The organism is Ruegeria sp. AU67 (genome assembly GCF_900312795.1).
GTDB lineage: Bacteria > Pseudomonadota > Alphaproteobacteria > Rhodobacterales > Rhodobacteraceae > Ruegeria > Ruegeria atlantica.
In genome coordinates this window covers 144,272-166,450 of the sequence record NZ_OMPH01000040.1, presented here as the reverse complement: position 1 = coordinate 166,450, position 22,179 = coordinate 144,272, and the positions used below count along the sequence as shown (strand labels likewise).

General features: G+C 57.6%; 26 protein-coding genes and 2 pseudogenes. 14 read left to right on the top strand and 14 right to left on the bottom strand.

Going from position 1 to position 22,179, the window contains the following annotated elements; translation table 11 throughout:
- Nucleotides 1-57 precede the first annotated feature (57 nt).
- The 6 genes from DK510_RS20275 to fliL are packed head-to-tail and all read right to left on the bottom strand — an operon-like array spanning nucleotide 58 to nucleotide 4,587.
- Nucleotides 58-1,389: a hypothetical protein gene (locus DK510_RS20275; protein WP_160116577.1), complete on the bottom strand. Its 1,332-nt coding sequence runs from the start codon at nucleotides 1,387-1,389 to the stop codon at nucleotides 58-60.
- The gene (locus DK510_RS20270) at nucleotides 1,310-2,197 is read right to left on the bottom strand and encodes a hypothetical protein (RefSeq protein WP_109313644.1); all 888 of its coding nucleotides are present in this window, start codon (nucleotides 2,195-2,197) and stop codon (nucleotides 1,310-1,312) included. The genes DK510_RS20275 and DK510_RS20270 overlap by 80 nt, the downstream gene beginning before the upstream one ends.
- Complete coding sequence (gene motA, locus DK510_RS20265; protein ID WP_109313643.1) at nucleotides 2,194-3,063, bottom strand: flagellar motor stator protein MotA; 870 nt, start codon at nucleotides 3,061-3,063, stop codon at nucleotides 2,194-2,196. The genes DK510_RS20270 and motA overlap by 4 nt, the downstream gene beginning before the upstream one ends.
- 46 nt (nucleotides 3,064-3,109) lie before the next feature.
- Nucleotides 3,110-3,685, bottom strand: a complete 576-nt coding sequence (locus tag DK510_RS20260; protein WP_109313642.1) for a MotE family protein — start codon at nucleotides 3,683-3,685, stop codon at nucleotides 3,110-3,112.
- On the bottom strand, nucleotides 3,682-4,143 hold the full coding sequence (locus DK510_RS20255; protein WP_109313641.1) for a hypothetical protein: 462 nt from the start codon (nucleotides 4,141-4,143) through the stop codon (nucleotides 3,682-3,684). Before DK510_RS20255 ends, DK510_RS20260 begins: the two co-directional genes overlap by 4 nt.
- 9 nt (nucleotides 4,144-4,152) lie before the next feature.
- On the bottom strand, nucleotides 4,153-4,587 hold the full coding sequence (gene fliL, locus DK510_RS20250; protein ID WP_234999175.1) for a flagellar basal body-associated protein FliL: 435 nt from the start codon (nucleotides 4,585-4,587) through the stop codon (nucleotides 4,153-4,155).
- Between the two features lie 182 nt (nucleotides 4,588-4,769).
- Here fliL and fliF point away from each other — a divergent pair.
- The 3 genes and pseudogenes from fliF to DK510_RS20235 form a co-directional block, all read left to right on the top strand.
- A pseudogene (fliF, locus tag DK510_RS20245) lies at nucleotides 4,770-6,313 on the top strand (flagellar basal-body MS-ring/collar protein FliF).
- Nucleotides 6,313-6,888: an ABC transporter ATP-binding protein gene (locus DK510_RS20240; RefSeq protein WP_109313640.1), complete on the top strand. Its 576-nt coding sequence runs from the start codon at nucleotides 6,313-6,315 to the stop codon at nucleotides 6,886-6,888. The pseudogene fliF and the gene DK510_RS20240 overlap by 1 nt, the downstream one beginning before the upstream one ends.
- Nucleotides 6,849-7,043: pseudogene (locus DK510_RS20235) on the top strand (flagellar biosynthetic protein FliP); the annotation flags it as partial. The gene DK510_RS20240 and the pseudogene DK510_RS20235, both read left to right, overlap by 40 nt.
- Before the next feature lie 4 nt (nucleotides 7,044-7,047).
- Here the strand turns inward: DK510_RS20235 and DK510_RS20230 are convergent.
- Complete coding sequence (locus tag DK510_RS20230; RefSeq protein ID WP_109313639.1) at nucleotides 7,048-8,490, bottom strand: HAMP domain-containing sensor histidine kinase; 1,443 nt, start codon at nucleotides 8,488-8,490, stop codon at nucleotides 7,048-7,050.
- A complete protein-coding gene (locus DK510_RS20225; RefSeq protein ID WP_058275016.1) occupies nucleotides 8,487-9,218 on the bottom strand; it encodes a response regulator transcription factor in 732 nt (243 codons plus the stop codon). Before DK510_RS20225 ends, DK510_RS20230 begins: the two co-directional genes overlap by 4 nt.
- Before the next feature lie 217 nt (nucleotides 9,219-9,435).
- On the opposite strand from DK510_RS20225, the gene DK510_RS20220 reads away from it, so the two are divergent.
- Genes DK510_RS20220 through DK510_RS20205 form a run of 4 tightly spaced genes read left to right on the top strand, consistent with a single transcriptional unit; the run spans nucleotide 9,436 to nucleotide 13,603 of the window.
- The gene (locus tag DK510_RS20220; protein WP_109313638.1) at nucleotides 9,436-10,680 is read left to right on the top strand and encodes an ABC transporter substrate-binding protein; all 1,245 of its coding nucleotides are present in this window, start codon (nucleotides 9,436-9,438) and stop codon (nucleotides 10,678-10,680) included.
- A gap of 57 nt (nucleotides 10,681-10,737) precedes the next feature.
- Nucleotides 10,738-11,610 carry a carbohydrate ABC transporter permease gene (locus DK510_RS20215; protein WP_058275014.1) on the top strand — a complete coding sequence of 291 codons (873 nt, stop codon included), beginning with the start codon at nucleotides 10,738-10,740 and terminating at the stop codon, nucleotides 11,608-11,610.
- Nucleotides 11,603-12,502 carry a carbohydrate ABC transporter permease gene (locus tag DK510_RS20210; protein WP_058279072.1) on the top strand — a complete coding sequence of 300 codons (900 nt, stop codon included), beginning with the start codon at nucleotides 11,603-11,605 and terminating at the stop codon, nucleotides 12,500-12,502. The genes DK510_RS20215 and DK510_RS20210 overlap by 8 nt, the downstream gene beginning before the upstream one ends.
- A gap of 3 nt (nucleotides 12,503-12,505) precedes the next feature.
- Nucleotides 12,506-13,603: an ABC transporter ATP-binding protein gene (locus DK510_RS20205; RefSeq protein ID WP_058275012.1), complete on the top strand. Its 1,098-nt coding sequence runs from the start codon at nucleotides 12,506-12,508 to the stop codon at nucleotides 13,601-13,603.
- A 72-nt stretch (nucleotides 13,604-13,675) separates the two neighbouring features.
- On the opposite strand, the gene DK510_RS20200 is transcribed toward DK510_RS20205, so the two are convergent.
- Nucleotides 13,676-14,275 carry a phospholipid-binding protein MlaC gene (locus DK510_RS20200; protein WP_109313637.1) on the bottom strand — a complete coding sequence of 200 codons (600 nt, stop codon included), beginning with the start codon at nucleotides 14,273-14,275 and terminating at the stop codon, nucleotides 13,676-13,678.
- Nucleotides 14,265-15,092 (bottom strand): VacJ family lipoprotein, encoded by an 828-nt coding sequence (locus tag DK510_RS20195; protein ID WP_109313854.1) that lies wholly within the window; start codon nucleotides 15,090-15,092, stop codon nucleotides 14,265-14,267. The genes DK510_RS20200 and DK510_RS20195 overlap by 11 nt, the downstream gene beginning before the upstream one ends.
- A gap of 291 nt (nucleotides 15,093-15,383) precedes the next feature.
- Between DK510_RS20195 and DK510_RS20190 the strand changes: the two genes are divergently transcribed.
- From DK510_RS20190 to DK510_RS20175, 4 genes are read left to right on the top strand one after another with little or no spacing between them, the layout of a single operon-like run.
- Nucleotides 15,384-15,839 (top strand): RidA family protein, encoded by a 456-nt coding sequence (locus tag DK510_RS20190; protein ID WP_058275010.1) that lies wholly within the window; start codon nucleotides 15,384-15,386, stop codon nucleotides 15,837-15,839.
- Nucleotides 15,836-16,603, top strand: a complete 768-nt coding sequence (locus DK510_RS20185) for a glycerophosphodiester phosphodiesterase family protein (protein ID WP_109313636.1) — start codon at nucleotides 15,836-15,838, stop codon at nucleotides 16,601-16,603. The genes DK510_RS20190 and DK510_RS20185 overlap by 4 nt, the downstream gene beginning before the upstream one ends.
- Before the next feature lie 45 nt (nucleotides 16,604-16,648).
- Nucleotides 16,649-17,836, top strand: a complete 1,188-nt coding sequence (locus tag DK510_RS20180; protein WP_109313635.1) for a GNAT family N-acetyltransferase — start codon at nucleotides 16,649-16,651, stop codon at nucleotides 17,834-17,836.
- A complete protein-coding gene (locus DK510_RS20175; RefSeq protein WP_058275007.1) occupies nucleotides 17,833-18,126 on the top strand; it encodes a 4a-hydroxytetrahydrobiopterin dehydratase in 294 nt (97 codons plus the stop codon). Before DK510_RS20180 ends, DK510_RS20175 begins: the two co-directional genes overlap by 4 nt.
- On the opposite strand, the gene DK510_RS20170 is transcribed toward DK510_RS20175, so the two are convergent.
- The 4 genes from DK510_RS20170 to DK510_RS20155 form a co-directional block, all read right to left on the bottom strand.
- Nucleotides 18,123-18,431: a hypothetical protein gene (locus DK510_RS20170; RefSeq protein ID WP_109313634.1), complete on the bottom strand. Its 309-nt coding sequence runs from the start codon at nucleotides 18,429-18,431 to the stop codon at nucleotides 18,123-18,125. The genes DK510_RS20175 and DK510_RS20170 overlap by 4 nt on opposite strands.
- Nucleotides 18,432-18,464: 33 nt before the next feature.
- Nucleotides 18,465-18,815, bottom strand: coding sequence for a hypothetical protein (locus DK510_RS20165; protein WP_234999173.1), 351 nt, complete (start codon nucleotides 18,813-18,815; stop codon nucleotides 18,465-18,467).
- Nucleotides 18,816-18,825: 10 nt separating this feature from the next.
- On the bottom strand, nucleotides 18,826-19,071 hold the full coding sequence (locus DK510_RS20160) for a glycine zipper 2TM domain-containing protein (RefSeq protein ID WP_109313633.1): 246 nt from the start codon (nucleotides 19,069-19,071) through the stop codon (nucleotides 18,826-18,828).
- A 103-nt stretch (nucleotides 19,072-19,174) separates the two neighbouring features.
- Nucleotides 19,175-19,660 carry a peroxiredoxin gene (locus DK510_RS20155; RefSeq protein WP_109313632.1) on the bottom strand — a complete coding sequence of 162 codons (486 nt, stop codon included), beginning with the start codon at nucleotides 19,658-19,660 and terminating at the stop codon, nucleotides 19,175-19,177.
- Between the two features lie 99 nt (nucleotides 19,661-19,759).
- Between DK510_RS20155 and DK510_RS20150 the strand changes: the two genes are divergently transcribed.
- Genes DK510_RS20150 through DK510_RS20140 form a run of 3 tightly spaced genes read left to right on the top strand, consistent with a single transcriptional unit; the run spans nucleotide 19,760 to nucleotide 22,162 of the window.
- On the top strand, nucleotides 19,760-20,971 hold the full coding sequence (locus DK510_RS20150; protein ID WP_109313631.1) for an NAD(P)/FAD-dependent oxidoreductase: 1,212 nt from the start codon (nucleotides 19,760-19,762) through the stop codon (nucleotides 20,969-20,971).
- Nucleotides 20,968-21,525, top strand: coding sequence for a 16S rRNA (guanine(966)-N(2))-methyltransferase RsmD (gene rsmD / locus DK510_RS20145; RefSeq protein ID WP_109313630.1), 558 nt, complete (start codon nucleotides 20,968-20,970; stop codon nucleotides 21,523-21,525). The genes DK510_RS20150 and rsmD overlap by 4 nt, the downstream gene beginning before the upstream one ends.
- A gap of 1 nt (nucleotide 21,526) precedes the next feature.
- Nucleotides 21,527-22,162 (top strand): HAD family phosphatase, encoded by a 636-nt coding sequence (locus DK510_RS20140; protein WP_109313629.1) that lies wholly within the window; start codon nucleotides 21,527-21,529, stop codon nucleotides 22,160-22,162.
- Nucleotides 22,163-22,179: the final 17 nt, after the last annotated feature.

Sequence of the window (22,179 nt, the reverse complement as noted above, 5' to 3'; positions counted from 1 at the left end):
TCAGTGGGCACCTAATGAAAGACAAACCGTGAATGCAGGTGGCGCCGACCTAATCCGCTATTGGTCCACTTTCGCAAGCAAATCCAGAATGTGCTGGCGTGTTTTTGCGCTGTCATCCAACAAGCCCTTCGCGTCAGCAAAGGGGTTGTCCTGCATTCGTATTGGCGGCACGGACAGGAGCCGCGTTGTTTGCTGAACTGCGAGGAACTTTGTGTCGCGTTCGTGCTCGACTGTTTCCGGATGATCGGCCAACCAAAAGAACCGATCGGCTTTTTCATCCTCACCCACAGTACGCAAAAGCTGACCAGCTGCCACGTAATCATCCGTCATCTGCAATGCTTGCCCTCGCAAAAGCTGGGCCGCGTCTGATGGATCGTCGACCAGTTCCAACATCGCTTGATGTGGTCGGCGTTGCAGTAAGGCGGCGCGCGCACGTAACCGTGCCCTTTCTGCGCGTCGGGCCTTGTCCTGTGACCGACTGGCCAGTTCCAGCGCCGCGTCCGCAAAACCTAGGGTGACCAAGCGCTCCGCCAATCCCACGCTTGTGTCTGTGAATAGAGCCAGTTTCTGCTCTGGTGTCAGGGTTACGACACGCCTTAGAAATGTCGCGTCGTCGGCGCGTTCGGTCAGGATCTGGGCGACGCGGTTCAGCGTCTCGACGGCTATGTCCTGCGCATTTTGGGCGCCCAGCAGATCCATCGCCTTATCGAATTCATGGCTAAGGCTCCAAGCGACGATCTGTGTTTGCAGCATGCGCGGCCCGATTTCAGACCGTCGAAACTCCACGACGTAAGAGGCCGCAAGATCAAGCTCTTGTGGGGATATTGCTCCACGTTCCGACCACCGCTTGTCGACCAGTCGCGCAAGCGCAAGCGGTGCCTCCAACTCTGCACCCGACGCGGCGATGACCTCGTTCAACAATGCTTCTGACTTCGGGCCGTCGCCTTCGGCAGCCGCGACTTTAGCCTTGGCTTGGGACGTATCGGCGCTGTCCTCAGTCGCAACGCGGTCGACCGCGCGCAACACGCGCCTTGCTGGTTCAAGTTTCCCAGCATCTGTCAGGATTTCCGCCAATGTTGGCCCAACTTGACGGCGAAGATGGTTGGGCAAGCGCGCAAATGACTGTTCGATCGACTGCAACTGGGCCTCTTCCTGCATCTCTCCTTCGATCAAAAGAACCCAAAGCGCGGCGTCGCTTTCACACCGCTGAAGACTGGTAAATGGGTTCGGATGGGGCGGCTGTCCGCCATCAAGGTACCGGGCGATAGAGGCAACCCGATCTGTGTCCGGCGCATGCTGCCCAAGCAATTCAAGCGTCCGAATAGCCTCTGCGCCGAACCCGGAATAGGCGTATAGCTGCGCCAGCTTCAGCGCCTTTTTTTTCGTCAAGATGATCGAATTCTTTGAACAAGGCGGCTCGCAACGAAGCCACCTGTTCTGGAAAGGGAGTTGCCCCAGACCAACGGTCAAACCCAAGCTCAGCGCTTGAGATGCAGGGTGGGCGTTGTTCAAGCTGCGGCAAGGATGGCCCTAAAAGTTCATTCAAGCCGTCCAGAACGGATGTCACATGAATATTGGCATTAAGGTCTGAGGGGCTAAAGGGATCGTTCTTTGGGTCCGACAGCCTTGGTCCTACCGGAGCAATCCTCAAATCAACGACTTCCCGGTCAGAGCCGCGCAGCAGCAGGGTAGAGAGCTGTTCTTCAAAGCGCTGTGCGTTCAGGTTTAGCAGTGGCAATTCGAGACTCTGCAAATATTGCGCAACCAACGAGTCTTTCTCTTTGGACGCTTTGGGCAAAACAGGCGACGGTATATCAGCGCTGATTTGGGGCAGCGCCGAGCCTGGTGCAATATCCACCACGATCATTGTGCCCTTGAACAGAAAGGCATTGGCAACACAGTCGCAGCCAAATTGCATATCCAGCGCCGAACCCGGCTCTGACTGAGAGATCGCGGCCAAGCGGTTTTGCGTCAGACGCCGGAACACGGCTGCTGTGTCAAAGTTCACCTTTTCCAGCTTGACACTCAGACGAGCACCATTTTTCTTGTGCGACAGCACCCATTTAGTGCCTGGCGGAACCTGTGCGACCAGTCGCGTATACCCATCATGTTCGCCCGAGCGCACCTGCACATCTTGTGTTTGAACTTGCGCTGCCGCGGCGGTTAGCGCCAAAGCAAGTAAAACTGTCCGGATCATGCCGCTGCCTGTTTGAGTTCCTTCAACGCATCTTCCAGCTCCGAAAATGCTGGGCGATTATGCGTCGGCGTGTTCTGGCGGCCAACTTCAATGCACATGGCTGCGTTGTGGTTGTGCAGGTTGGCGACCAGAACCTCTTTGATCAACTGGTAAAAATGGTTGTCCTCTTCGACTACCGCTTTCAGCTTGCCAGCGAACGGGCCAACCAGGCCATAGGCGAGAAACACGCCCAGGAACGTCCCGACCAAAGCGCCGCCGATCAGTTTGCCCAGTACTTCGGGCGGCTGGTCGATGGACCCCATCGTTTTGATTACGTCCAAAACGGCGGCCACGATCCCAAGTGCGGGCAAACCATCGGCGACGGTTTTTAACGCGTGACTGGAATGCATGGCGTGGTGAAAATTGGTCTCCATCCGTTTTTCCAGCACTTCTTCAACTTGATGTGGATCGTCGTAATTCATCGACGCGGATCGCATGGTGTCGCAGATCAGATCGACAGCTTCCTTGTCCTTTTGAATCTTCGGATAGGCCGAGAACAGGGTTGAGTTCCCAGGGTCTTCGATGTGCTGTTCCACTTCGACCGGATTGGTCTTGGCGATGCGGATCAGAGAAAACAAAAGGCACAGCAAATTGCGGTAGTCTTCGGGTTTCCATTTCGGGCGTTTAAAAACTTTACCCATGTCCTTGATCGTATGTTTGACCGCGCTCAAGTCGTTGCTGATCATGAAGGCGCCAACGGCCGCGCCGCCGATCATCATCATCTCGAAAGGGAGCGATTTCATAATGATCGTCATCTTGCCCCCGGCGGCAAGATAACCGCCAAACACCATGGCGAAGATGACGACGATTCCGATGATTCCGATCATGGGCGGTCTCCTGCAATGTCAGATGCGGGGGTAAAGTACATGTGCGCTACTCCTGCGGAGCCGCAGCATTGCGACCGGCCATGATCACACTGATCGTATAGGCGGCTTCGGGGCTGAGCCCGGTCAGAACACCTGCTGCTGCGTCAGGCGGCATCCGCGACAGAAAGCCAGCCGCAAAGCCGGGGTCCATGGTTTCGAACAGGGCGGCTGAGTCCTTGGGCTTCATGCCCTGATACACATCCGTCAGGCGCGTCAGATCGGTCTCGGCGGCTTTTTCGGCGAAGGCCAGTGTCTGTCGCAGCGACTCTTCGGCCTCCTGCAAGGCAGCCAGGCGCGTTTCAATCGCCTGATCCGCGATATCGAGCGCCTTTTCCTTGTCTTCCAAAGCGGCCTCTCGTTTTTTGAGTGCGTCTTCGCGGCGTTGCAATTCAGTCAACAATTCTTGCGCACCGGGCTGTTCGGGTTGGCTGCCCCTCGCCAGCGATGGGGCGGGATTGGATCCTTTAGCCAGCGCGGGACCGGCCTCGAATCCTATTCTGATCGCGGCGGAACCGATCATAAGCATCGCGATCACCGCAAGAACGCCGCCTTTGGGGCGATTTTCCGCCCGCTTCCGCCTCATGTCGTGGCCTCGCTGCGGCTGTGACGCAGGAACGTCAACCCACCTGGACGTTTGACCTGAGTCTCGGCTGGCGCGTCTTCTTCAATGATGGGCACTGAGGTGGCTTGGGATTGTTCTTCGGAAACAAATGTCTCAGGCTCTGGTATAGGGGACTCGGTCGCCTCTTCATCGTCCGGCACTACATCATGCATCGAGGCCATCATCAGCTCAAGCCGCTGCGCCACTGTTTCGGCGCGCTCGGTCAATTCCTTCAGCGCGACGCCAGATTGATCCGAGGCGTCGCGCGCTGAATCCAGTGACCGTTTCAACTCTTCCGCTTGCGATGACAGCACCCTCACGGCACCACCGACGCCTTTTTCAAGGTCGGTAAAGCGTTTCAACCGCCTGGACAGGACGAAACAATAAAGACCCGAACCCAAGGCGCCTGCCACCAGCAAAATATCTGCAATCAGCTCCAACTTCGCCTCCTAGTTCAGTACGAATTCCATGACAAGAACATCGCGAACGCGGCCTTCGCCGACGACGATTTCGATACGCCGCAACAGGTGTCCTCGGATGCGCATGAGCGCGAGCGAATCCTCAAGATCAGATACCTCAATCGCGCGTAGATATCCGTTCAGCACGTCCATGATTCGCGGTTTCATCTTTTCCACATCCGCCATGTACGGCGCGTTCACCTCGAGCTGGGCGTGAAACTTCAGATGTCGCGAATCGCTGGTGTTTACCGAAACGACGACCGGAGTTAGGTCAACGAATCCAACCTTTGGCAGAGCCTTGGCAGGCTTGCTTTTCTCTGTTTCTTCGGCGTTTTGCACGACGGGTTTTCCGCCTATCGGCAACAAGCCGGTAGTGGTCAGGAGATACCCGCCCGCAGCACCGGCTATCGCCAGAATCGCGCCCATTATCATTCCCTTTTTCCCAGATTTTTCTGGGACTTATGCCTGTTCTGCAGTCGCGTCGGTCATGACGTCCTCATTTCTACAATCTGCAATCGTCATAACCCGACAGGGACTAACCGATTGTTAAGGGTAATCGTCCAAACAAGGGATGCGTCGCACAGAATGTCGGCGAGTCGGAGGTGATCGTGCAGCAGATCGGAACTGTCTGGGCAAGTTTGGACAGGCGTAAACAAATCATTGCCGCGGGTGCAGTCGTGCTGGTGTTTCTGGGGATCTTGGCGATGTCGCGTCTGGTGATAACACCGTCGATGACCCTGCTTTACGTCGGTTTAGAAAGCGGCGCTGCAGGGGATATTGTCCGTTCATTGGATCAGCGCGGTGTGCAGTATGAGATTCGCGGCGGCTCGATCTATGTGCCGGGGTCACAACGGGATGAGCTGCGTTTGACGCTGGCCAGCGAAGGTCTGCCGGCAACCGGAAACCGGGGCTACGAGCTACTGGATTCGCTCAGCGGGTTTGGCACAACGTCGCAGATGTTCGACGCCGCCTATTGGCGCGCCAAAGAAGGAGAGTTGGCCAGAACCATTGTCGGCAGCGCCCATATCAGCCAGGCACGTGTGCATATTGCCAATGCTTCAGCCAACCCGTTCCAGCGCAGTGTTGCACCAACCGCATCGATCTATCTGGTCGCATCGGGCACGGACATCACGTCGGATCAGGCCAAGGCGATCCGGTTTCTTGTGTCGTCCGCAGTCAGCGGACTGGCGCCCGAGAACGTCACCGTCATCGATTCGAACGGCGCAGTGATCGGGGCACAGGACACCCCGGTGTCCGCGGATACCGCTGACGATAAATCGCGCCAGCTGCGCGAGCGGGTTCTGCGTCTGGTCGAAGCCCGGGTCGGAGCTGGAAATGCGGTGGTCGAGGTGAGTGTCGATACGGTTACCAAGACAGAATCAATCCGCGAACGGCGTTTCGATCCCAATGGCCGTGTGGCCATCAGCACCGATGTCGAAGAGCGTTCGGACAGTGCGCGCAACCAATCCGGGGATGTGACGGTTGCGTCGAACCTGCCAGATGGCGATGGCGCGGGCGGGGACGAATCCAATTCGAACGCAACCCAGACCCGAGAACGGGTCAACTACGAGGTTTCCGAAACCGAGCTAGAGGTTCACAACGGTCCCGGTGCGATCAAGCGACTGACGGTTGCTGTTTTGGTAAACGGAACGCGATCCGTGGACGCAAACGGCAGTGAAACATTCACGCCGATGCCGCAGGCCGAGATGGATGCACTGCAGGAGCTTGTGGCCTCGGCAGTGGGCTACGATACCGAGCGTGGCGACGTTATTACGCTGAAATCGCTGGATCTGCCGGCGGTCGAGCCGCAGGGCAGCCTCGCAACCGCCTCGCTGTGGCAGAAGGTGCATTTCGACGCGAAGTCGCTGATTCAGATGGCCGTGTTGGCACTGGTTTCCCTGGTACTTGGGGTGTTTGTCATCCGCCCTATTCTGACCCAACCCGCAACCGCTCCGGCACTGCTGCCCGCAGGTACAGCCCAGGAACCTGACGCATACCTGACCGGCGAAATTGCGACGGAAGAAGGCGGGCAATTCACCACCTTGCCGGGGCAGACCCGGTGGATCGGCTCAGGGCGATGATCGGCGACAAGCAGGAAGAAACGGTCGAAATCCTGCGCAGCTGGCTGGAAAAAGGTGAGGAGCGTGTGTGATGTCGATTGCCCATCTTCTCGAAGATTTCACTTTACAGGCCGGCGACGGACGGCTGCACGTTCTGGATGAGGATGCGTTAGAGGAACAAAGGCTGGCCTCGTTCGAGCAAGGCTATAGCGCCGGCTGGGAAGACGCGGTCCAGGCGCAAGAGCAGAGCCGGGGGCAGGTTTCGGCCGAATTGGCCAAATCGCTCGAAATTATGTCTTTTACCTACCATGAAGCGGTTAACCGGATGGCCCTGTCGCTGGAACCAATGTTTCAGAGCCTAACACAGCTGGTTTTGCCTGAAATGGTGGACCGAGGGTTTGCCGTTCGGCTTGTCGAGCAGCTCACCGATATGGCGCGTGGGCAGATCGGACAGCCCATGCAAATCTTCGTACCCTCTGGTCGTGTGAACGAGGTGGAGGACCTGATCCCCGCCGAGCTTTCATCGCCTGTGCAGGTGATCGAAGACTCGACGCTAGAGGTAGGGCAGGCGCGGCTCAAGGTCGGGGTTTCCCAGCGCGAGGTGGATTGCAGCGGTTTGCTTGCTGCAGTTTTCAGATCGGGTTTCTGGTCTTTCTGCCATTTCTGATCATCGACCTTGTGGTTGCGGCGGTGCTGATGTCGATGGGGCTGATGATGGTGCCGCCAGCCACAGTGTCCTTGCCGTTTAAACTGGCGTTTTTTGTCATCGCCGACGGGTGGTCCCTGATCGCCAGCGCGCTTGTGCGCAGTTATGCGACCTAGGTTTTTATTGCCGGGCGATTTGCAGACAGGCGCGCAGGCCGCAGTCGCCGGCCTCAAAGCGCATTTCTCCGCCATGCTGTTCGGCCACGGTGGCGGCAATTGTCAGGCCCAAACCATAGCCGTCAGAAGATCCGGTGTTGGACCCACGACGAAATGGGGCCATCAGGTTTTCGATGTCCTCCACCGACAGATCGGTGCCCTTATCTTCGACCGTGATCGTCGCGGTGGTCGCATCGGTCGCCAACTGCACTTCGGCGTGTCGACCATATTTCAACGCGTTGTCGATCAAATTGGTCAGCGCACGCCTAAGCGATATGGGCCGTGCCATGACCAGAACGCGGCGTGTTTCGGTCAGCTGCCCATGTCCGCGCCGGGACATGAAAACCGATGTAACCCCATCGACCGCGACGGGGTCGGTCTTTTTCAGCGTCACGGGCAGGTCCATATCCTGATAGTCGGCGACCAGAGCCTCGACCAAAGAGGTCAGAGAAATCTGGCGCGGTTCCTCAATATCCAGTTCGGATCGCGTATAGGTCAGGACACTTTCGATCATGCCCGTCATCTGATCCACGTCCGCCTCGAGCTTTTCGCGTAGTTCATCGTCGGGGATCAGAGCGGCACGCAGGCGAACGCGGGTCGCAGGGGTACCCAGATCGTGGCTGACACCGGACAAGACCGTCGCCCGCTTTTCAAGCTGCGCGCGCTCGGCCTCAAGATGGGCGTTCACTGCCGAGACGATATCGCGCAGTTCATCCGGGCCATCCGCCTCATAGCTTTCCGGCCCACCAAGACGCTGCCGTTCGCGCAACGCGCGGGCAAACCGGGTGAAGGTATCTGAGACGTTACTGACTGCGGATAAGATGACCGCCATTGCGACGATCCCCATAAGAATTGCGGGCAGACGTAAATCCATTGGGGCCGCCTGACAGCCCCAGATCGGGGTCCCGTCGACCTGATGCCAGGCCTCGCGTCCAAATTTCGCAATCAGGATCGGCTCACTGCAATATGTTGCCAGCAACCGGGTCAGGTTTCCCATCTTTTCAGGCCCGGTTTGATCACTGCCTGACACAATGTCCGACACCGGATAAACCAACCGGTCGGACAGGATCGCCACGGTTAATTCACGCCCGCTGAGCGGCGAGGAACTGTCGGTCAGGATCGAAAGGTTGGTGACGAAGCGGCGGTTTGAAAACCCGGGCAACCGCTGAAATTCACCATTATCGGCAAGGGCCGTATCCTGGGGCGGCAAGGGCGTAATCGACAACCCTTCGGAGGGGGCCATGCCTGTTCGCAACTCTTCGTAGACGGTGAACCCCGCCACAAAAGATTGAAGCAGGTAGTCGTTCCAGGCGCGCGCCGAAGCGAACCATAACCCTGCAGACAGCAAACCGGCAGCAAAGGCTGAAAGGGTCCAAAGCCACCCCAGATTGCGCAGGCGCAGTGTCATTCTTCGACCGAAATGTCGGCGGCAAAGATATACCCGACCCCACGTTCCGTGCGCAGCATTTGCGGATCTTTCGGGTTGGTCTCGATCTTGGATCGCAGGCGACCGACCAGCATGTCGATGGCGCGGCCCTGCGCTTCGGACTTGTCACTGTCCCCCGTGACATCCAGTGCCGTGACGATTTCATCGCGCGTAAGCGGAATATGTGGATTGGCCAGCAAGACCTTGAGCAGGGCGGTTTCCCGCTGTGACAACGCGACCAAATAGCCTTCTGGCGAATGCAAATCATCACGCTTTCCGTCAAAGACCCAGCCGTCAAAACGGAAGGTGCGGGTTCTTCGGCGATACGCCAGCGAAGACGACCGCCGAGCGCGCTGCATCACTGCCCTGACACGGGCCAGCATCAATTGGGGGTTGAACGGTTTGGCAATGTAGTCGTCTGCCCCAACTTCGTACCCTGCCATGCGCTGATGGTCGGCGGACAGGGCAGAGACCAGAATGATCGGGACGTCCTGTTCGCGCCGTAACCGGGCGCAGATATCAATCCCGTTCTCGTCCCCCAGCATGACGTCCAACAAAATCAGATCGATCCGGCCATTGGACAGGTGCGCCCGGATTTCCCGCTCGGAACTGGCGGGAAGGGCGATGAAGCTGTTTTGCTGCAATAGCTGCGTCATCATCGACCGCATTTCAGGGTCGTCATCCACCACCAGAAGCCGCGGAATGCTCACTCTGTCTTTCCTCCCGATCTTTTCCCTCTGTCGTTGTCCATTGTAACGAATGGAAACAGATTCAATGCCAACGTAACACGCTGTAACAGAAGTGGTGAAAATTTGGGCCGTTTCCGTGCTTTACTATGAATTCCGCTTTGCCAGACGGCGATCTGACCACAGTAATAGCGCCATCGCTGCTTTGGCAGTCACTGAGTTCTCAGGGAGGAGACAAAAAATGAAGCGTTTTGCATTTGCCACCGTTTCGACTTTGGCCGTTATGGCCGGATCGTCCGTTGTGGCCGAGCCGCAGGCAGAAGTACTGCACTGGTGGACCTCGGGTGGCGAGGCCAAGTCGGTTGCCGTTCTGCAGGAAGAATTCGCCTCGAACGGCGGCACCTGGACCGACATGCCCGTCGCGGGTGGCGGTGGTGATGCGGCAATGACCGCGCTGCGGGCCCGCGTTCTCTCCGGTAATGCGCCGACCGCCGTTCAGTTGAAAGGCCCTGCCATTCAGGAATGGTACGAAGAAGGCGTTCTGGCCGACATCTCGAACGTTGCCGAGGCCGAAGGCTGGGCGGATGTCCTGCCTGCGTCGATCGCGGGCCATATGATGTGCGAAGGCACTTGGTGCGCTGCACCCGTGAACGTGCACCGCATCGACTGGATCTGGGCGAATGCTGATGTTCTGGCGGCAAACGACATCGAAATGCCCGCCACATGGGAAGAGTTCAACGCAGCAGCCGAAAAACTGCAGGCCGCTGGTGTGATCCCGCTGGCCCACGGTGGTCAGGCCTGGCAGGACGCGACCGTGTTTGAGGCGGTTGTCATGGGTATTGGTGGACCAGAATTCTACCAGAAAGCCCTGGTCGATCTCGACCCCGAAGCGTTGACGTCCGACACAATGGTACAGGTCTTTGACCAGATGCGTACCATGCGTGGATATGTCGACGAGAACTTCTCGGGTCGCGACTGGAACCTGGCCACCGCCATGGTGATGAATGGCGAGGCCGCTTTCCAGATCATGGGTGACTGGGCCAAAGGTGAATTCCTGGCCGCTGGCAAGAAGCCCGGCGAAGATTTCCTGTGTGCCTCGACCCCCGGTGACGGTTATCTGTACAACGTCGACAGCTTTGCCATGTTCGAAGTCGAAGGTGACGACAACCGCGCCGGTCAGGAACTGCTGGCCAAACTGATCGTCGCACCGAACTTCCAGGAAGTGTTCAACCTGAACAAGGGTTCGATCCCTGCACGGACCGACGTAGCGCTGGATGCCTTTGATATCTGTGCGAAAATCTCGGCAGAAGACATGGGTACGACCTCGGCAGGTGGTTCCCTGCTGCCGTCTTACGCCCATGGCATGGCGCTGCGCGGGTCGCAGTCTGGTGCGATCACGGATGTTGTGACCGCACATTTCAACTCGGATATGTCCTCGGCTGATGCGGTTCAGCAACTGGCGGACGCAGTGGCCAACAGCTACTGATCCAAAACGCTCTGCCCCCTATACCGCGGGGCAGAGCACTTTTCCCCGGAGGAAAAAATGTCCGAATGGCTGGAAAACCACCTGCCCAAGGTGGTGCTGGCACCGTCGTTCATCGCCGTATTGATTTTTGTCTACGGATTTATCGGATGGACCGCATGGGTGTCGCTGACCCGATCGAAACTACTGCCGAAATACGAGATCCATGGCTTCATTCAGTATGAACGCCTGTTCGATTCCCCTCGCTGGGATACGGCAATCAACAACCTGTATATCTTTGGCGCGCTGTTCATCGTGATCGCGATGGTGCTGGGGCTGTTGCTGGCCATCCTGCTGGATCAGAAGATCCGCGTCGAAGGGGTTATTCGCACCATCTACCTGTACCCGATGGCACTGTCGATGATCGTGACCGGCACCGCATGGAAGTGGATCCTGAACCCAGGTCTGGGCATTGAATCCATGGTGCAGGGCTGGGGCTTTCCGAATTTCGAATTCGATTGGCTGGTGAACCCCGATTACGCCATCTACACCATCGTGATTGCCGCGATCTGGCAGAGCTCGGGCTTTGTCATGGCGCTGTTTCTGGCCGGGCTTCGTTCGGTGGATGGTGAAATCATCAAAGCCGCTCAAGTCGATGGTATCCCCACATGGCGCATCTATACGGCGATCATCATACCGTCGATGGCACCGATTTTCCTTTCTGCCTTCATCGTGCTGGCCCACCTAGCGATCAAGAGCTTTGACCTTGTCATCGCGCTGACAGGTGGCGGTCCGGGATACGCGACTGATCTGCCAGCCACATACATGTATGCCATGGCGTTTTCGCGCGGCGATATTGGTCAGGCGGCCTCGTCTGCGATGATCATGATGCTGGTCGTCTTTGCCATCGTGGTTCCATATCTTTATTCAGAGCTGAGGGCGAAAAATGACTGATCTGTCGATGCCCCAAACCCAAACCCGCTCGCAGAGCGCCACTGGCAAGATTGCCCTTCGTTGGCTGCTTTACGTCCTGCTGGGCCTGTTCGCGCTGTACTACCTGATGCCGCTGTTCGTGATGTTGACGACATCGTTGAAAAGCCTTGAGGAAATTCGCACTGGGTCCCTGATCTCACTGCCGCGCGAAGTCAGCTTCGATGCCTGGAAAACCGCGTGGTCCGGCGCTTGTACCGGTATCCAGTGTGAAGGTCTGCGGCCTTACTTCTGGAACTCTGTCCTGATCGCGGTGCCTGCGGTGTTTTTGTCCACCCTGATTGGTGCGCTGAACGGCTATGTCGTGGCGCAGTGGCGGTTCAAAGGCGCGAACATCATCTTCTCGCTGATGCTGTTTGGCTGCTTTATTCCGTTTCAGGTTGTTCTGCTGCCAATGGCGCGGCTGCTGGGCATGATGGGGATCGCCGGAACCATTCCGGGCCTGATCTTTGTCCACGTGATCTATGGCCTTGGCTTCACTACGCTGTTCTTCCGCAACTACTATGTCACCATTCCGGCCGAGCTGACCAAAGCCGCTCGGGTCGATGGGGCAGGCTTTCTGCGGATTTTCTGGTCGATCTTCCTGCCGCTGTCGCTGCCCATCATCGTGGTGACAGTGATCTGGCAGTTCACCCAGATCTGGAATGACTTCCTGTTCGGCGTGTCGTTCAGCCAGGCGGGCACGCAGCCCGTGACCGTGGCGCTCAACAACATTGTAAACTCCACCACCGGCGTCAAAGAGTACAACGTCGACATGGCCGCCGCGATCATCGCGGGGCTGCCGACGCTGCTCGTCTATGTCGTTGCCGGTAAGTATTTCATCCGCGGCCTGACCGCTGGCTCTGTGAAGGGATAACCCATGGCTCCCATCCTTGATATCAACAAACTCTACAAGAATTACGGCGCAACCGAAATTCTGAAGGACATCAACATCTCGATCGAACCGGGTGATTTCCTGGTGCTGGTCGGCCCCTCGGGCTGCGGTAAATCCACGCTGCTGAACTGCATTGCGGGATTGGAGGAAATCACCGACGGGACACTGGCGATTGGCGGCAAAGACATGACCCATGTCAGCCCCAAGGACCGCGACATCGCGATGGTGTTCCAATCCTACGCGCTGTATCCGACGATGAGCGTGGCCAAGAACATCACTTTCGGCATGAAGGTGCGCGGGGTTGATCAGGCAACGCAGGAGGCCAAGCTGAACGATGTGGCCTCGCTGTTGCAAATCGAGCCACTGCTGAACCGTCGTCCCAGCCAGCTATCCGGTGGTCAGCGTCAGCGTGTGGCGATGGGCCGGGCGCTGGTGCGCGATCCCAAGCTGTTCCTGTTTGATGAACCGCTGTCGAACCTCGATGCCAAGCTTCGGGTTGAGATGCGGACCGAGATCAAGAAGCTGCACCAGACATTGGACGCTTCCATCGTCTACGTGACCCACGATCAGATTGAGGCGATGACGCTGGCCACCAAGATCGTGGTCTTGAAGGGCGGTATCGTGCAGCAGATCGGCAGCCCGGCCGAAATTTATAACAACCCGGCCAATCTGTTTGTCGCTGATTTCATGGGCTCGCCGGCGATGAATCTGATCCCTGCGCAGGTCACCAAAAACGGGTCGGGTACACAAATCGTCATCTCGCGCGATGCCGGCGAAACGCTGGTTCTGAACGATGCGCGCGATCTGGCGTTGCCCGAGGATGTAATCCTGGGCCTGCGCCCCGAGGATATCGCCGAGGCAGGTTTCCGTGCGGGTGATGGCGTGCAGGAAGCGGCGTGCATGGTCGATATGGTCGAACCTGCAGGGGCCGACACCTATGTCGTATCAGAACTGGGCGGCAAGCAGGTGACCGCAAGGTTACATGCCGAAACCAGCGCGCAAGCGGGCAAGATGCTGAACTTGGCGTTTGATATGAGTAAAGTATCGTACTTCGCCAAAGAAACCGGCGAGCGCCTGAATTAAAAGAAATAGACGCCGCGCGATTGAGTTCGCGCGGCGTTTCTTTGCGTTTGAACTGGGTCAGCTGACCTTGTTCTAGCTCAAGTCCTTGATCAGGCGGTTCAGGTCGCCGCCACGGGCGTCCAGCATCGCGCCAACCTCGGTTCGTTCGGTCAGCAGCATATTCACCCCTTCGATGAACATGTTGAAGAACTTGTCGCGGCCTGATTTGTCCGAAACTAGGAATGTCACCTCGAACGGGGACGAGCCCTGCAGCTTAACCGAAGTGCGTACCTCGTAACCGGCCTTGATTTTCCGGGCCTTCCGGACGGTGACTTGCCCACCAATGAATTCGCGGAAACGTCGACCATATTTGTTCGAGATATAGCCCTGAAACGCTTTGGTGAACTGCTTCAACTGCGACGGGCTGGCCGAACGGGCGTCCGCACCCAGCACATAACGTGCCATGATCGGCACATCGGCATATTGCACAAAGACCTTTTCGAAATCGCGGATCATCGCCTTTTCGGACTTGCCCGAGGCGATAATGCGGTTGATGTCATCCACGACACTGACGACCAGAGCCTTGGCACTGGCTTCAGTCTGTGCCAAGGCGGAAAAAGGCAGGGCGGTCAGTGCCAGACCGGCAAGGCCAGTGGCGACAAAACCGCGTCGGTTCATATGGTTACTCGGCATAGGGGTCCTCATAGGGGTCCTCGTATGGGTCTAGGTAGGGATCTCTGACAGGGTCGGTCCCATTGTCTGCATAAGGGTCGTCGTAAAGACCCAGATAGGTTTCTTCGTCGTCTCTCGCCAGTTCGAAGCGGCGATTTTGTAGGTAAATGGTCCGCGCCTGCGCATAACTGTCGGCGCTTTCATACAGGATCGAGTCGACCGTGTCCGAAAAACGCCCCCGATCACCCATCCGGCGCACGACCTCGGCATAGACGCCGATATTGTCGACTGGACGGACCGGAGAGAAGTTGATCGGGTTCGAGAACAGGTTGACGACAACGCCAATTGAATCCCGCTGCGTTGACGGGCCATAGAGCGGCAGCTCGACATAAGCGCCCTCGCCAAAACCCCAGACGTGCAGCGTTTCACCGAAATCGGTATCCACAGGCGGAAGGTTCAACTCGTCGGCGGGGGCTGACAACCCCAGACCACCAACGGTCGTGTTGATCACAAACTGCAGCAGTGCGTTGCCCGACTGCTTAAGGTTGCCTTGCAGCAGGTAATCCACGGCTTGGCCCGGCATCGTCAGGTTTTCGGCAAAATGGTTGAAACTGGTCACCATCGGGTCGGGCACGATCTTTACGTACCCTTTCGAGGCCGGACGAAACAAAAACCGGTCGACGCCAAGGTTGAACTTGTGGATACCCCGGTTGTTGCGTTCATACGGATCAAATGCTTCACCCTGCTGAACACCCTCCGGAGGGCGTGTGGTGCAGGCGCTGAGAACTGCCAATACGGACACAACGATCAGGGGTTTTAGGCTGATTCTGCTCAACACGGTCTTTGCCACTCCAAAACGTTCGGACAGTCCGTGCCCGAACACTTAATCAATACTCTTTTTGGCCGTTGTGCCCGGCCTACCCAAAGTCACATAGGCGTTTCGCCACCAATATGAAACAGATAGCGTTTAACCCGCCGAATAGGTCAACGTAAAGTGACACGGGTTCAACAGTTCAGAATAAGAAAAGTTACGCCCACAACCGGTGCAGGTCACATCGCCGTTTTCGCACTTTTCGATCCTTGCCTTCCCGGTTAGCTTCGCCCCGACTCAAATTTGGGAGGAGACCTCATGAGCATCGCGGCGAAACTGGAAAGCTTGGGTGTCAACCTACCGGACGCGCCTGCGCCGGCGGCCAACTACGTGCCCTTCGTGCGCGTGGGCAATATCGTCTATGTCTCGGGGCAGATCTCGAAGGCGGATGATCTGATCACTGGCAAGCTGGGCGACAACATGGAAGTCGAAGCAGGTGCTGCTGCGGCCAAGGTATGTGCGATCAACCTTTTGGCGCAGGTCAAAGCGGCCTGCGGTGGCGATATCGAAAAGTTGGTGCGCGTCATCAAGCTGACCGGGTTTGTGAACTCGACGGCAGATTTTACCGCGCAGCCGCAAGTCATCAATGGTGCGTCAGACTTTCTGGTCGAAGCGCTGGGTGATGCAGGTCGCCATTCGCGTTCGGCCGTCAGTGCGGCGGCACTGCCCTTGGGCGTCGCGGTTGAGATCGAAGGTATCTTCGAAGTTCAATGACGCCCGCGCTGCCTGACGTATTCCTTCAAGTCCCGCTGGCGCATCGCGCGCTGCACGACAAACAGAACAACCGCCCGGAAAACAGCCGGGCGGCCATTCGCGCCGCCGTGGACGCCGGTTATGGGATCGAGATTGATCTGCAACGGACCTCGGACAACCGGGCTATGGTGTTTCATGACTATGACATGACTCGCCTGACCGGACAGCCCGGCCCAATCCAGCTGATCACGTCGGTTCAGGCATCAGGCACCACGCTGTTGCACGCGGACGATGGCATCCCGACGCTGGATGAGGTGCTGCAAATCGTGTCAGGCAAAGTACCGCTGCTGATCGAATTCAAGGATCAGGATGGCGCGATGGGCACATCCGTGGGCCCGCTGGAACAAGACGCCGTGCGTGCATTGTCAGGTTACGATGGGCCGGTGGCGTTGATGTCGTTCAACCCAAACTCGGTCGCTGGACTGGCGCGGCTGGCACCGCATCTGCCGCGTGGCATCGTGACGGGATCGTACCAGCCCAAGGTCGAACTTTTACCTCAGAGTGTTTGTGACTACCTGCGCGACATTCCGGATTTCGATCGTGTCGGGGCCAGTTTCATCAGCCATGAGGTCGAAGACCTTGACTGCCCCCGCGTGGCCGAACTGAAGGCACGCGGTGTACCGATCCTGTGCTGGACCGTGCGGTCGCCTGAACAAGAGGCAGAGGCCCGCGAAGTTGCGGACAATGTGACGTTCGAAGGGTATCTGGCTGTACAACCGGGTTGAACCAGCCCTGCAACGTCACAGATAAAGATCAGAGGCGGAGGGCAAATGGATCAGGCACAGATCGAGGTTCGGGTGCTGGGCTCACTGTCGCAGATATCTGCGGCGGAATGGGACAGCTGCGCGTGTCCCGAGGTTGCCGATGGCGGCCGTCCGCTTGATCCGTTCACCACCCACCGGTTCCTGCTTGCGCTTGAACACAGCGGCTCGGTCGGGCGCGGAACTGGCTGGCAACCGCAATACCTGACGGCCTATCTGGACGGGATGCTGATTGCGGCGGCGCCGATGTATGCCAAATCCCACAGTCAAGGCGAATACATCTTCGACCACAACTGGGCGCATGCCTATGAAGGTGCCGGGGGTCGTTATTATCCCAAGCTGCAGATCGCCGTGCCGTTCACACCCGCAACAGGTCGGCGTTTTCTGGTGCGCCCCGGCTATGACTCGGTTGGCATGTCTGCGCTGGTGCAGGGGGCGGTGCAATTGGCTGCGGATAATCAGGTGTCTTCGGTCCACGCAACCTTCTGCACCGAAGCGGAGGCGTTGGCGGGCGAACAGATGGGCCTTATGCTGCGTCAGTCGCAGCAGTTTCACTGGCTGAATGACGAATATCAAGATTTCGACGGATTTCTTGCGGCGTTGTCATCGCGCAAGCGCAAGAATATCCGCAAAGAACGCGCGCAGGCCATCGATTTTGGCGGCGAAATCCGCACTCTGACAGGGGATGACCTGCGCCCCGAACACTGGGATGCCTTCTGGCAGTTTTATCAGGACACCGGGTCCCGTAAATGGGGCGTGCCTTATCTGACCCGCCAATTCTTTGATATTGCACATGAAACCATGGCGGACGATATGGCCTTGGTGCTGGCTGAACGGGGCGGATACCCCATCGCAGGGGCTTTGAACTTCATCGGCCGCGAAACGCTTTTTGGCCGGTATTGGGGTTGCACTGAGCATCACGCCTGCCTGCATTTCGAACTGTGCTATTATAGGGCGATCGACTTTGCCATTGCGGAAGGTCTGGCACGGGTAGAAGCAGGCGCGCAGGGTGAACATAAGCTGGCGCGCGGTTACTTGCCCACGCGCACGCATAGCTTGCATTGGGTCAATGACCCCGGCTTTGCCGATGCGATCAAGAAATATCTGGACGCCGAGGCCCACGCAGTGGGAGAAGAGATCGAGATTCTGACGGATTACGGTCCGTTCAGAAAATCGAATCCGGAGGAACAGCAATGACGGAACTATTGTCGACCGAAACTCGCGGCCCTCTTCTTGATCCGCTGTTCGACAACGGCTGGACCATGGTCACGGACCGGGATGCAATCACCAAGACCTTCATATTCGAAGATTTTGTTCATGCTTTTGGCTGGATGACCCAGGTGGCGATCTTTGCCGAGAAATGGAACCACCATCCCGAATGGTCAAACGTGTACCGCACGGTCGAGGTCGTCCTGTCCACCCATGATGTGGGCGGATTGTCAGCGCTGGATGCCAAGTTGGCGCGTAAAATGGACAGCCTCGTTTAACGGTCTCCTCTGGATCCCATGCCGCCGGCCAGAGAAGCTATTTCACCCAGACGACGGAAATCGGCGGGTGTGACCGTGCCGTTGCTGACGTCGATGTCTCGTGGAATACCGGTTGTCCGATTCCCAACCGAACGAACGCTGCGCGCCGCCGGATTGATGTCCAAACAACGCGTATCATAGCACGTCAGGCCCGAAGTGCTGATCTGGATCTGGGGCTGTCCGTTCGGTCCGGTCACCACGGGGGCCTGCGGCGCATCACAGGCGGCAAGAAACCCCAGAATGCTGAGGGCTATCCACTTTTTCATACCACACTCCTATCGTTCAGCCCGGTCGTGCGATCAATCCAACTGGCCGTTTCCGTCCTGATCGGCGGCCAGGAAATCATCGCCCATCTGCTGGTCATACTCTGATCGTGAAATAAAGCTGTCGTTGTTGCGGTCAACGTTTTGAAACCGCTTTATGTCCAGAAACGGTTTGGCTTCTTCCAGACCCAGCGTTCCGTTCTTGTCTTCGTCCATGGCCTGAAAAGCATAATCCGAAAAGGCGTTGAACTCGTCCTTGGACAGGAAGCCATCGTTGTTGGAATCAATGGCGTTCAGTTCCTTTTCGTGCAGTTCAGCCACTGTTTCCGCCAAGGTTGCACTGGCCGCCAGAATGATCGTTGTCGTTAGAATAGCTGTTTTCATCATCATTCTCTCCTCAGCACGCGTAACGCTGGCCCGAGACACCGCCCGTGACGGCCCCGGCCGCGGTCAGGATGTCTTTGCCGGACCCGCCGCCGAATTGATTGCCAATCGCCCCGCCGATCAGTGCGCCGCCTAGTGTGCCGCCGAGGCAGGCGATCTCATGCTGTCGTGCTTGCTGCTGTTGAGGTGTCGGGGCCGGGCCACACGCTGCCAGCGCGCCTGCAGCACCCAGAATGACTGTGATGACTTTGAGCTTCATCAAAAAACTCCCTGAATGAATGGGGCAAGTATCGACCCATCAGGAAGTTGCATCAAGTGAAATAGGGTTAACGTGGCCCCGGCTGTACCGGTGCCCGAGTGACTTAGATAGCCTCAAGCAGACCTTCGCCCGCGGAAATCTCGCAGGCACCTGGGTTTTCTTCAAGATTCAATGCAACGACTTTGCCATCTTCGACCAACATCGCATAGCGCTTTGAGCGCGCAAGCAGGCCGACGGGCGGGGCGTCGAAATCCATTCCGATGGCCTTGGTGAATTCGGATGCGGGATCGGCCAGCATCGTCAGGCCCGCATCCGTCGCACCTGTAGAGTCGCCCCATGCTCCCATGACGAACGGATCATTGACCGAAATGCAGATGATTTCGTCCACTCCTTTGGCATCGAACTGATCTTTGGTGCGGATAAAGCTTGGCACATGGGCCGTCGTGCACGTGCCGGTAAATGCGCCAGGAACGGCAAAGATCACCACTTTGCGGCCCTTGGTCTTTGTTGAAACACGAACTTCTTCTGGACCCTCGGCGCCCATTTGAATCAACGTTGCGTCGGGAAGCGTATCACCGGTTGAAATCATCTTGTTCCTCCTGTCGATTGGATTTGCAGAGTCGGCCTCAGCCGCAATATAGGTGAGCCAGAGAATGAAACCACGGGAATTTGACAGGGCAGGACGAACATGAGCCATATTGTTGTGATCGGAGCCGGGCAGGCGGGATCATCTCTTGTTGCAAGACTGCGCAAGGACGGGTTTGAAGGCGATATCACGCTGATCGGTGCCGAGCAGCATCTGCCCTATCAGCGCCCGCCACTGTCCAAAGCTTATCTGCTGGGAGAGATGGAGCTTGAACGCCTGTTCCTACGCCCCGAAAGTTTCTACGCCGAAAACAACATCACCCTGCGTCTGGGTCAACGCGTGACCGCGATCGACCCCAAGGCCAAGACCGTGACCTTGGGCGATGAGGTGATTTCTTATGACGAACTGGCCCTGACCACTGGTTCCGACCCGCGTTACCTGCCTGCTGCCATTGGCGGTGATCTCGAAGGCGTCCATGTCGTGCGCGACCTGACCCATATCGACGAGATGGAGCCCCGCGTTAAAGAGGGCGCCCGCGCCCTGATCGTTGGTGGTGGCTATATCGGGCTTGAGGCGGCTGCCGTCTGTGCCAAGCGCGGGGTCAAGGTTACTCTGGTCGAGATGGCGGAACGGATTTTGCAACGCGTCGCAGCACCGGAAACCAGCGACTACTTCCGTGATCTGCATTCCGAATACGGTGCCGACATTCGTGAAGGCGTCGGGCTGGATCGTCTGGTCGGCGAAGACGGCAAGGTCACCGGGGCCATTCTGAGTGATGGCACCAAGCTTGAGGTTGATTTCGTCGTGGTAGGCGTGGGCATCGCACCCTCGACCCAATTGGCCGAGATGGCCGGGTTGGAATTGGACAACGGCATCAAAACGGATGCCCATGGCCGCACCTCTGATCTGGCTATCTGGGCGGCGGGCGATTGCGCGTCGTTCCCACATGATGGTGGCCGTATCCGGCTGGAAAGTGTACCGAATGCCATTGATCAGGCCGAGATCGTTGCTCAGAACATGCTGGGTGCCGCCAAAGACTATGTGGCGACGCCGTGGTTCTGGTCGGACCAGTATGACGTCAAACTACAGATCGCAGGTCTGAACACCGGCTATGACCGCGTGGTGACCCGCAAGGGCGACGGGCAGACGGTGTCCTTCTGGTATTACAAAGGCGACCAGCTGATCGCGGTCGACGCCATGAATGACCCACGTGCCTATATGGTGGGCAAACGCCTGATTGATGCAGGCAAAACAGCCGACCCGGCCGTCGTGGCCGACCCAGACGCGGACCTGAAACCGCTGCTCAAAGCGTGAGGATCATCGCCGGAGAGTTCCGGGGTCGCGCGCTGGCTTCGGTCGGCAAAGGCGATGCCGGGGCGCATCTGCGTCCCACCACTGACCGTGTGCGTGAAAGCCTGTTCAATGTGCTGAGCCATCAGATCGACTTTGATGGGCTGCGTGTTCTGGACCTTTTTGCCGGCACCGGAGCACTGGGGCTTGAGGCGCTGTCGCGCGGCGCGGCGCATGTGACTTTCGTTGATGACGGGCGTGTGGCGCAGGGACTGATCCGTAAGAACATTGATCTGACCCACAGCAAGGATCGTACCGATCTGATCCGCCGCGACGCGACACGGTTGGGTGACAATCCGGGCGCGCCTTGTGATCTGATTTTTCTCGATCCGCCTTACGGCAAAAGCCTGGGACAAAAGGCGCTTGCGACGGTCACTCAAGGGGGGTGGCTGGCAAAAGACGCCTTGATCGTCTGGGAAGAAAACGCCCCCATGGAGGCGCCAGAAGGGTTTGACCTGCACAATACGCGTAAATACGGCGACACGCATATTTCGCTGATGTGGCGGGCAGAGGTCTGACATGCACGATCTGGTCATTTTCGATTGCGATGGTGTGCTGGTCGATAGTGAGGTTCTGTCCAACCAGGTTTTGATCGACAGCTTTGCGAGATATGGGCTGAACCTGTCTTTGGCGGAATGCATGGCGCTTTTCGTCGGCGGTACGATGACCGGTGTCCGCGAAAAGGCCCGGGCGCTGGGCGCGGACCTGCCGAATAATTGGATCGAACAAATCTATTCGGAAACCTATGAGGTTTTGCGTGCCGGTACACCTTTGGTTGCGGGTGTTCCCGAGCTGTTGGCGCAGTTGGATTCATTGGGTATTCCGTATTGCGTCGCCTCGAATGGCCGCCCGGAAAAGATGCAGATCACCCTGGGCCAGAACGGGTTGTGGGACAGGTTCCGGGATGTGATGTTTTCGGCGCATGTTCTGGGGGTGGGTAAACCCGACCCTGCTTTGTTCATTGCAGCAGCGCAGCATTTCGGTGCCAAGTCCCCCGTCGTCATCGAAGACAGCGAAAACGGCGTCACCGCTGCCAAGCGCGCCGACATGCGGTGCCTGGGGTATGCGGCCCATGACGACGGTGCGCGGTTGGTTGCACTAGGTGCCGAGGTCTTTGACGACATGGCCCAAGTGCCAAAGCTTTTGGGCTTATAAATCAATTATGCTAGGAT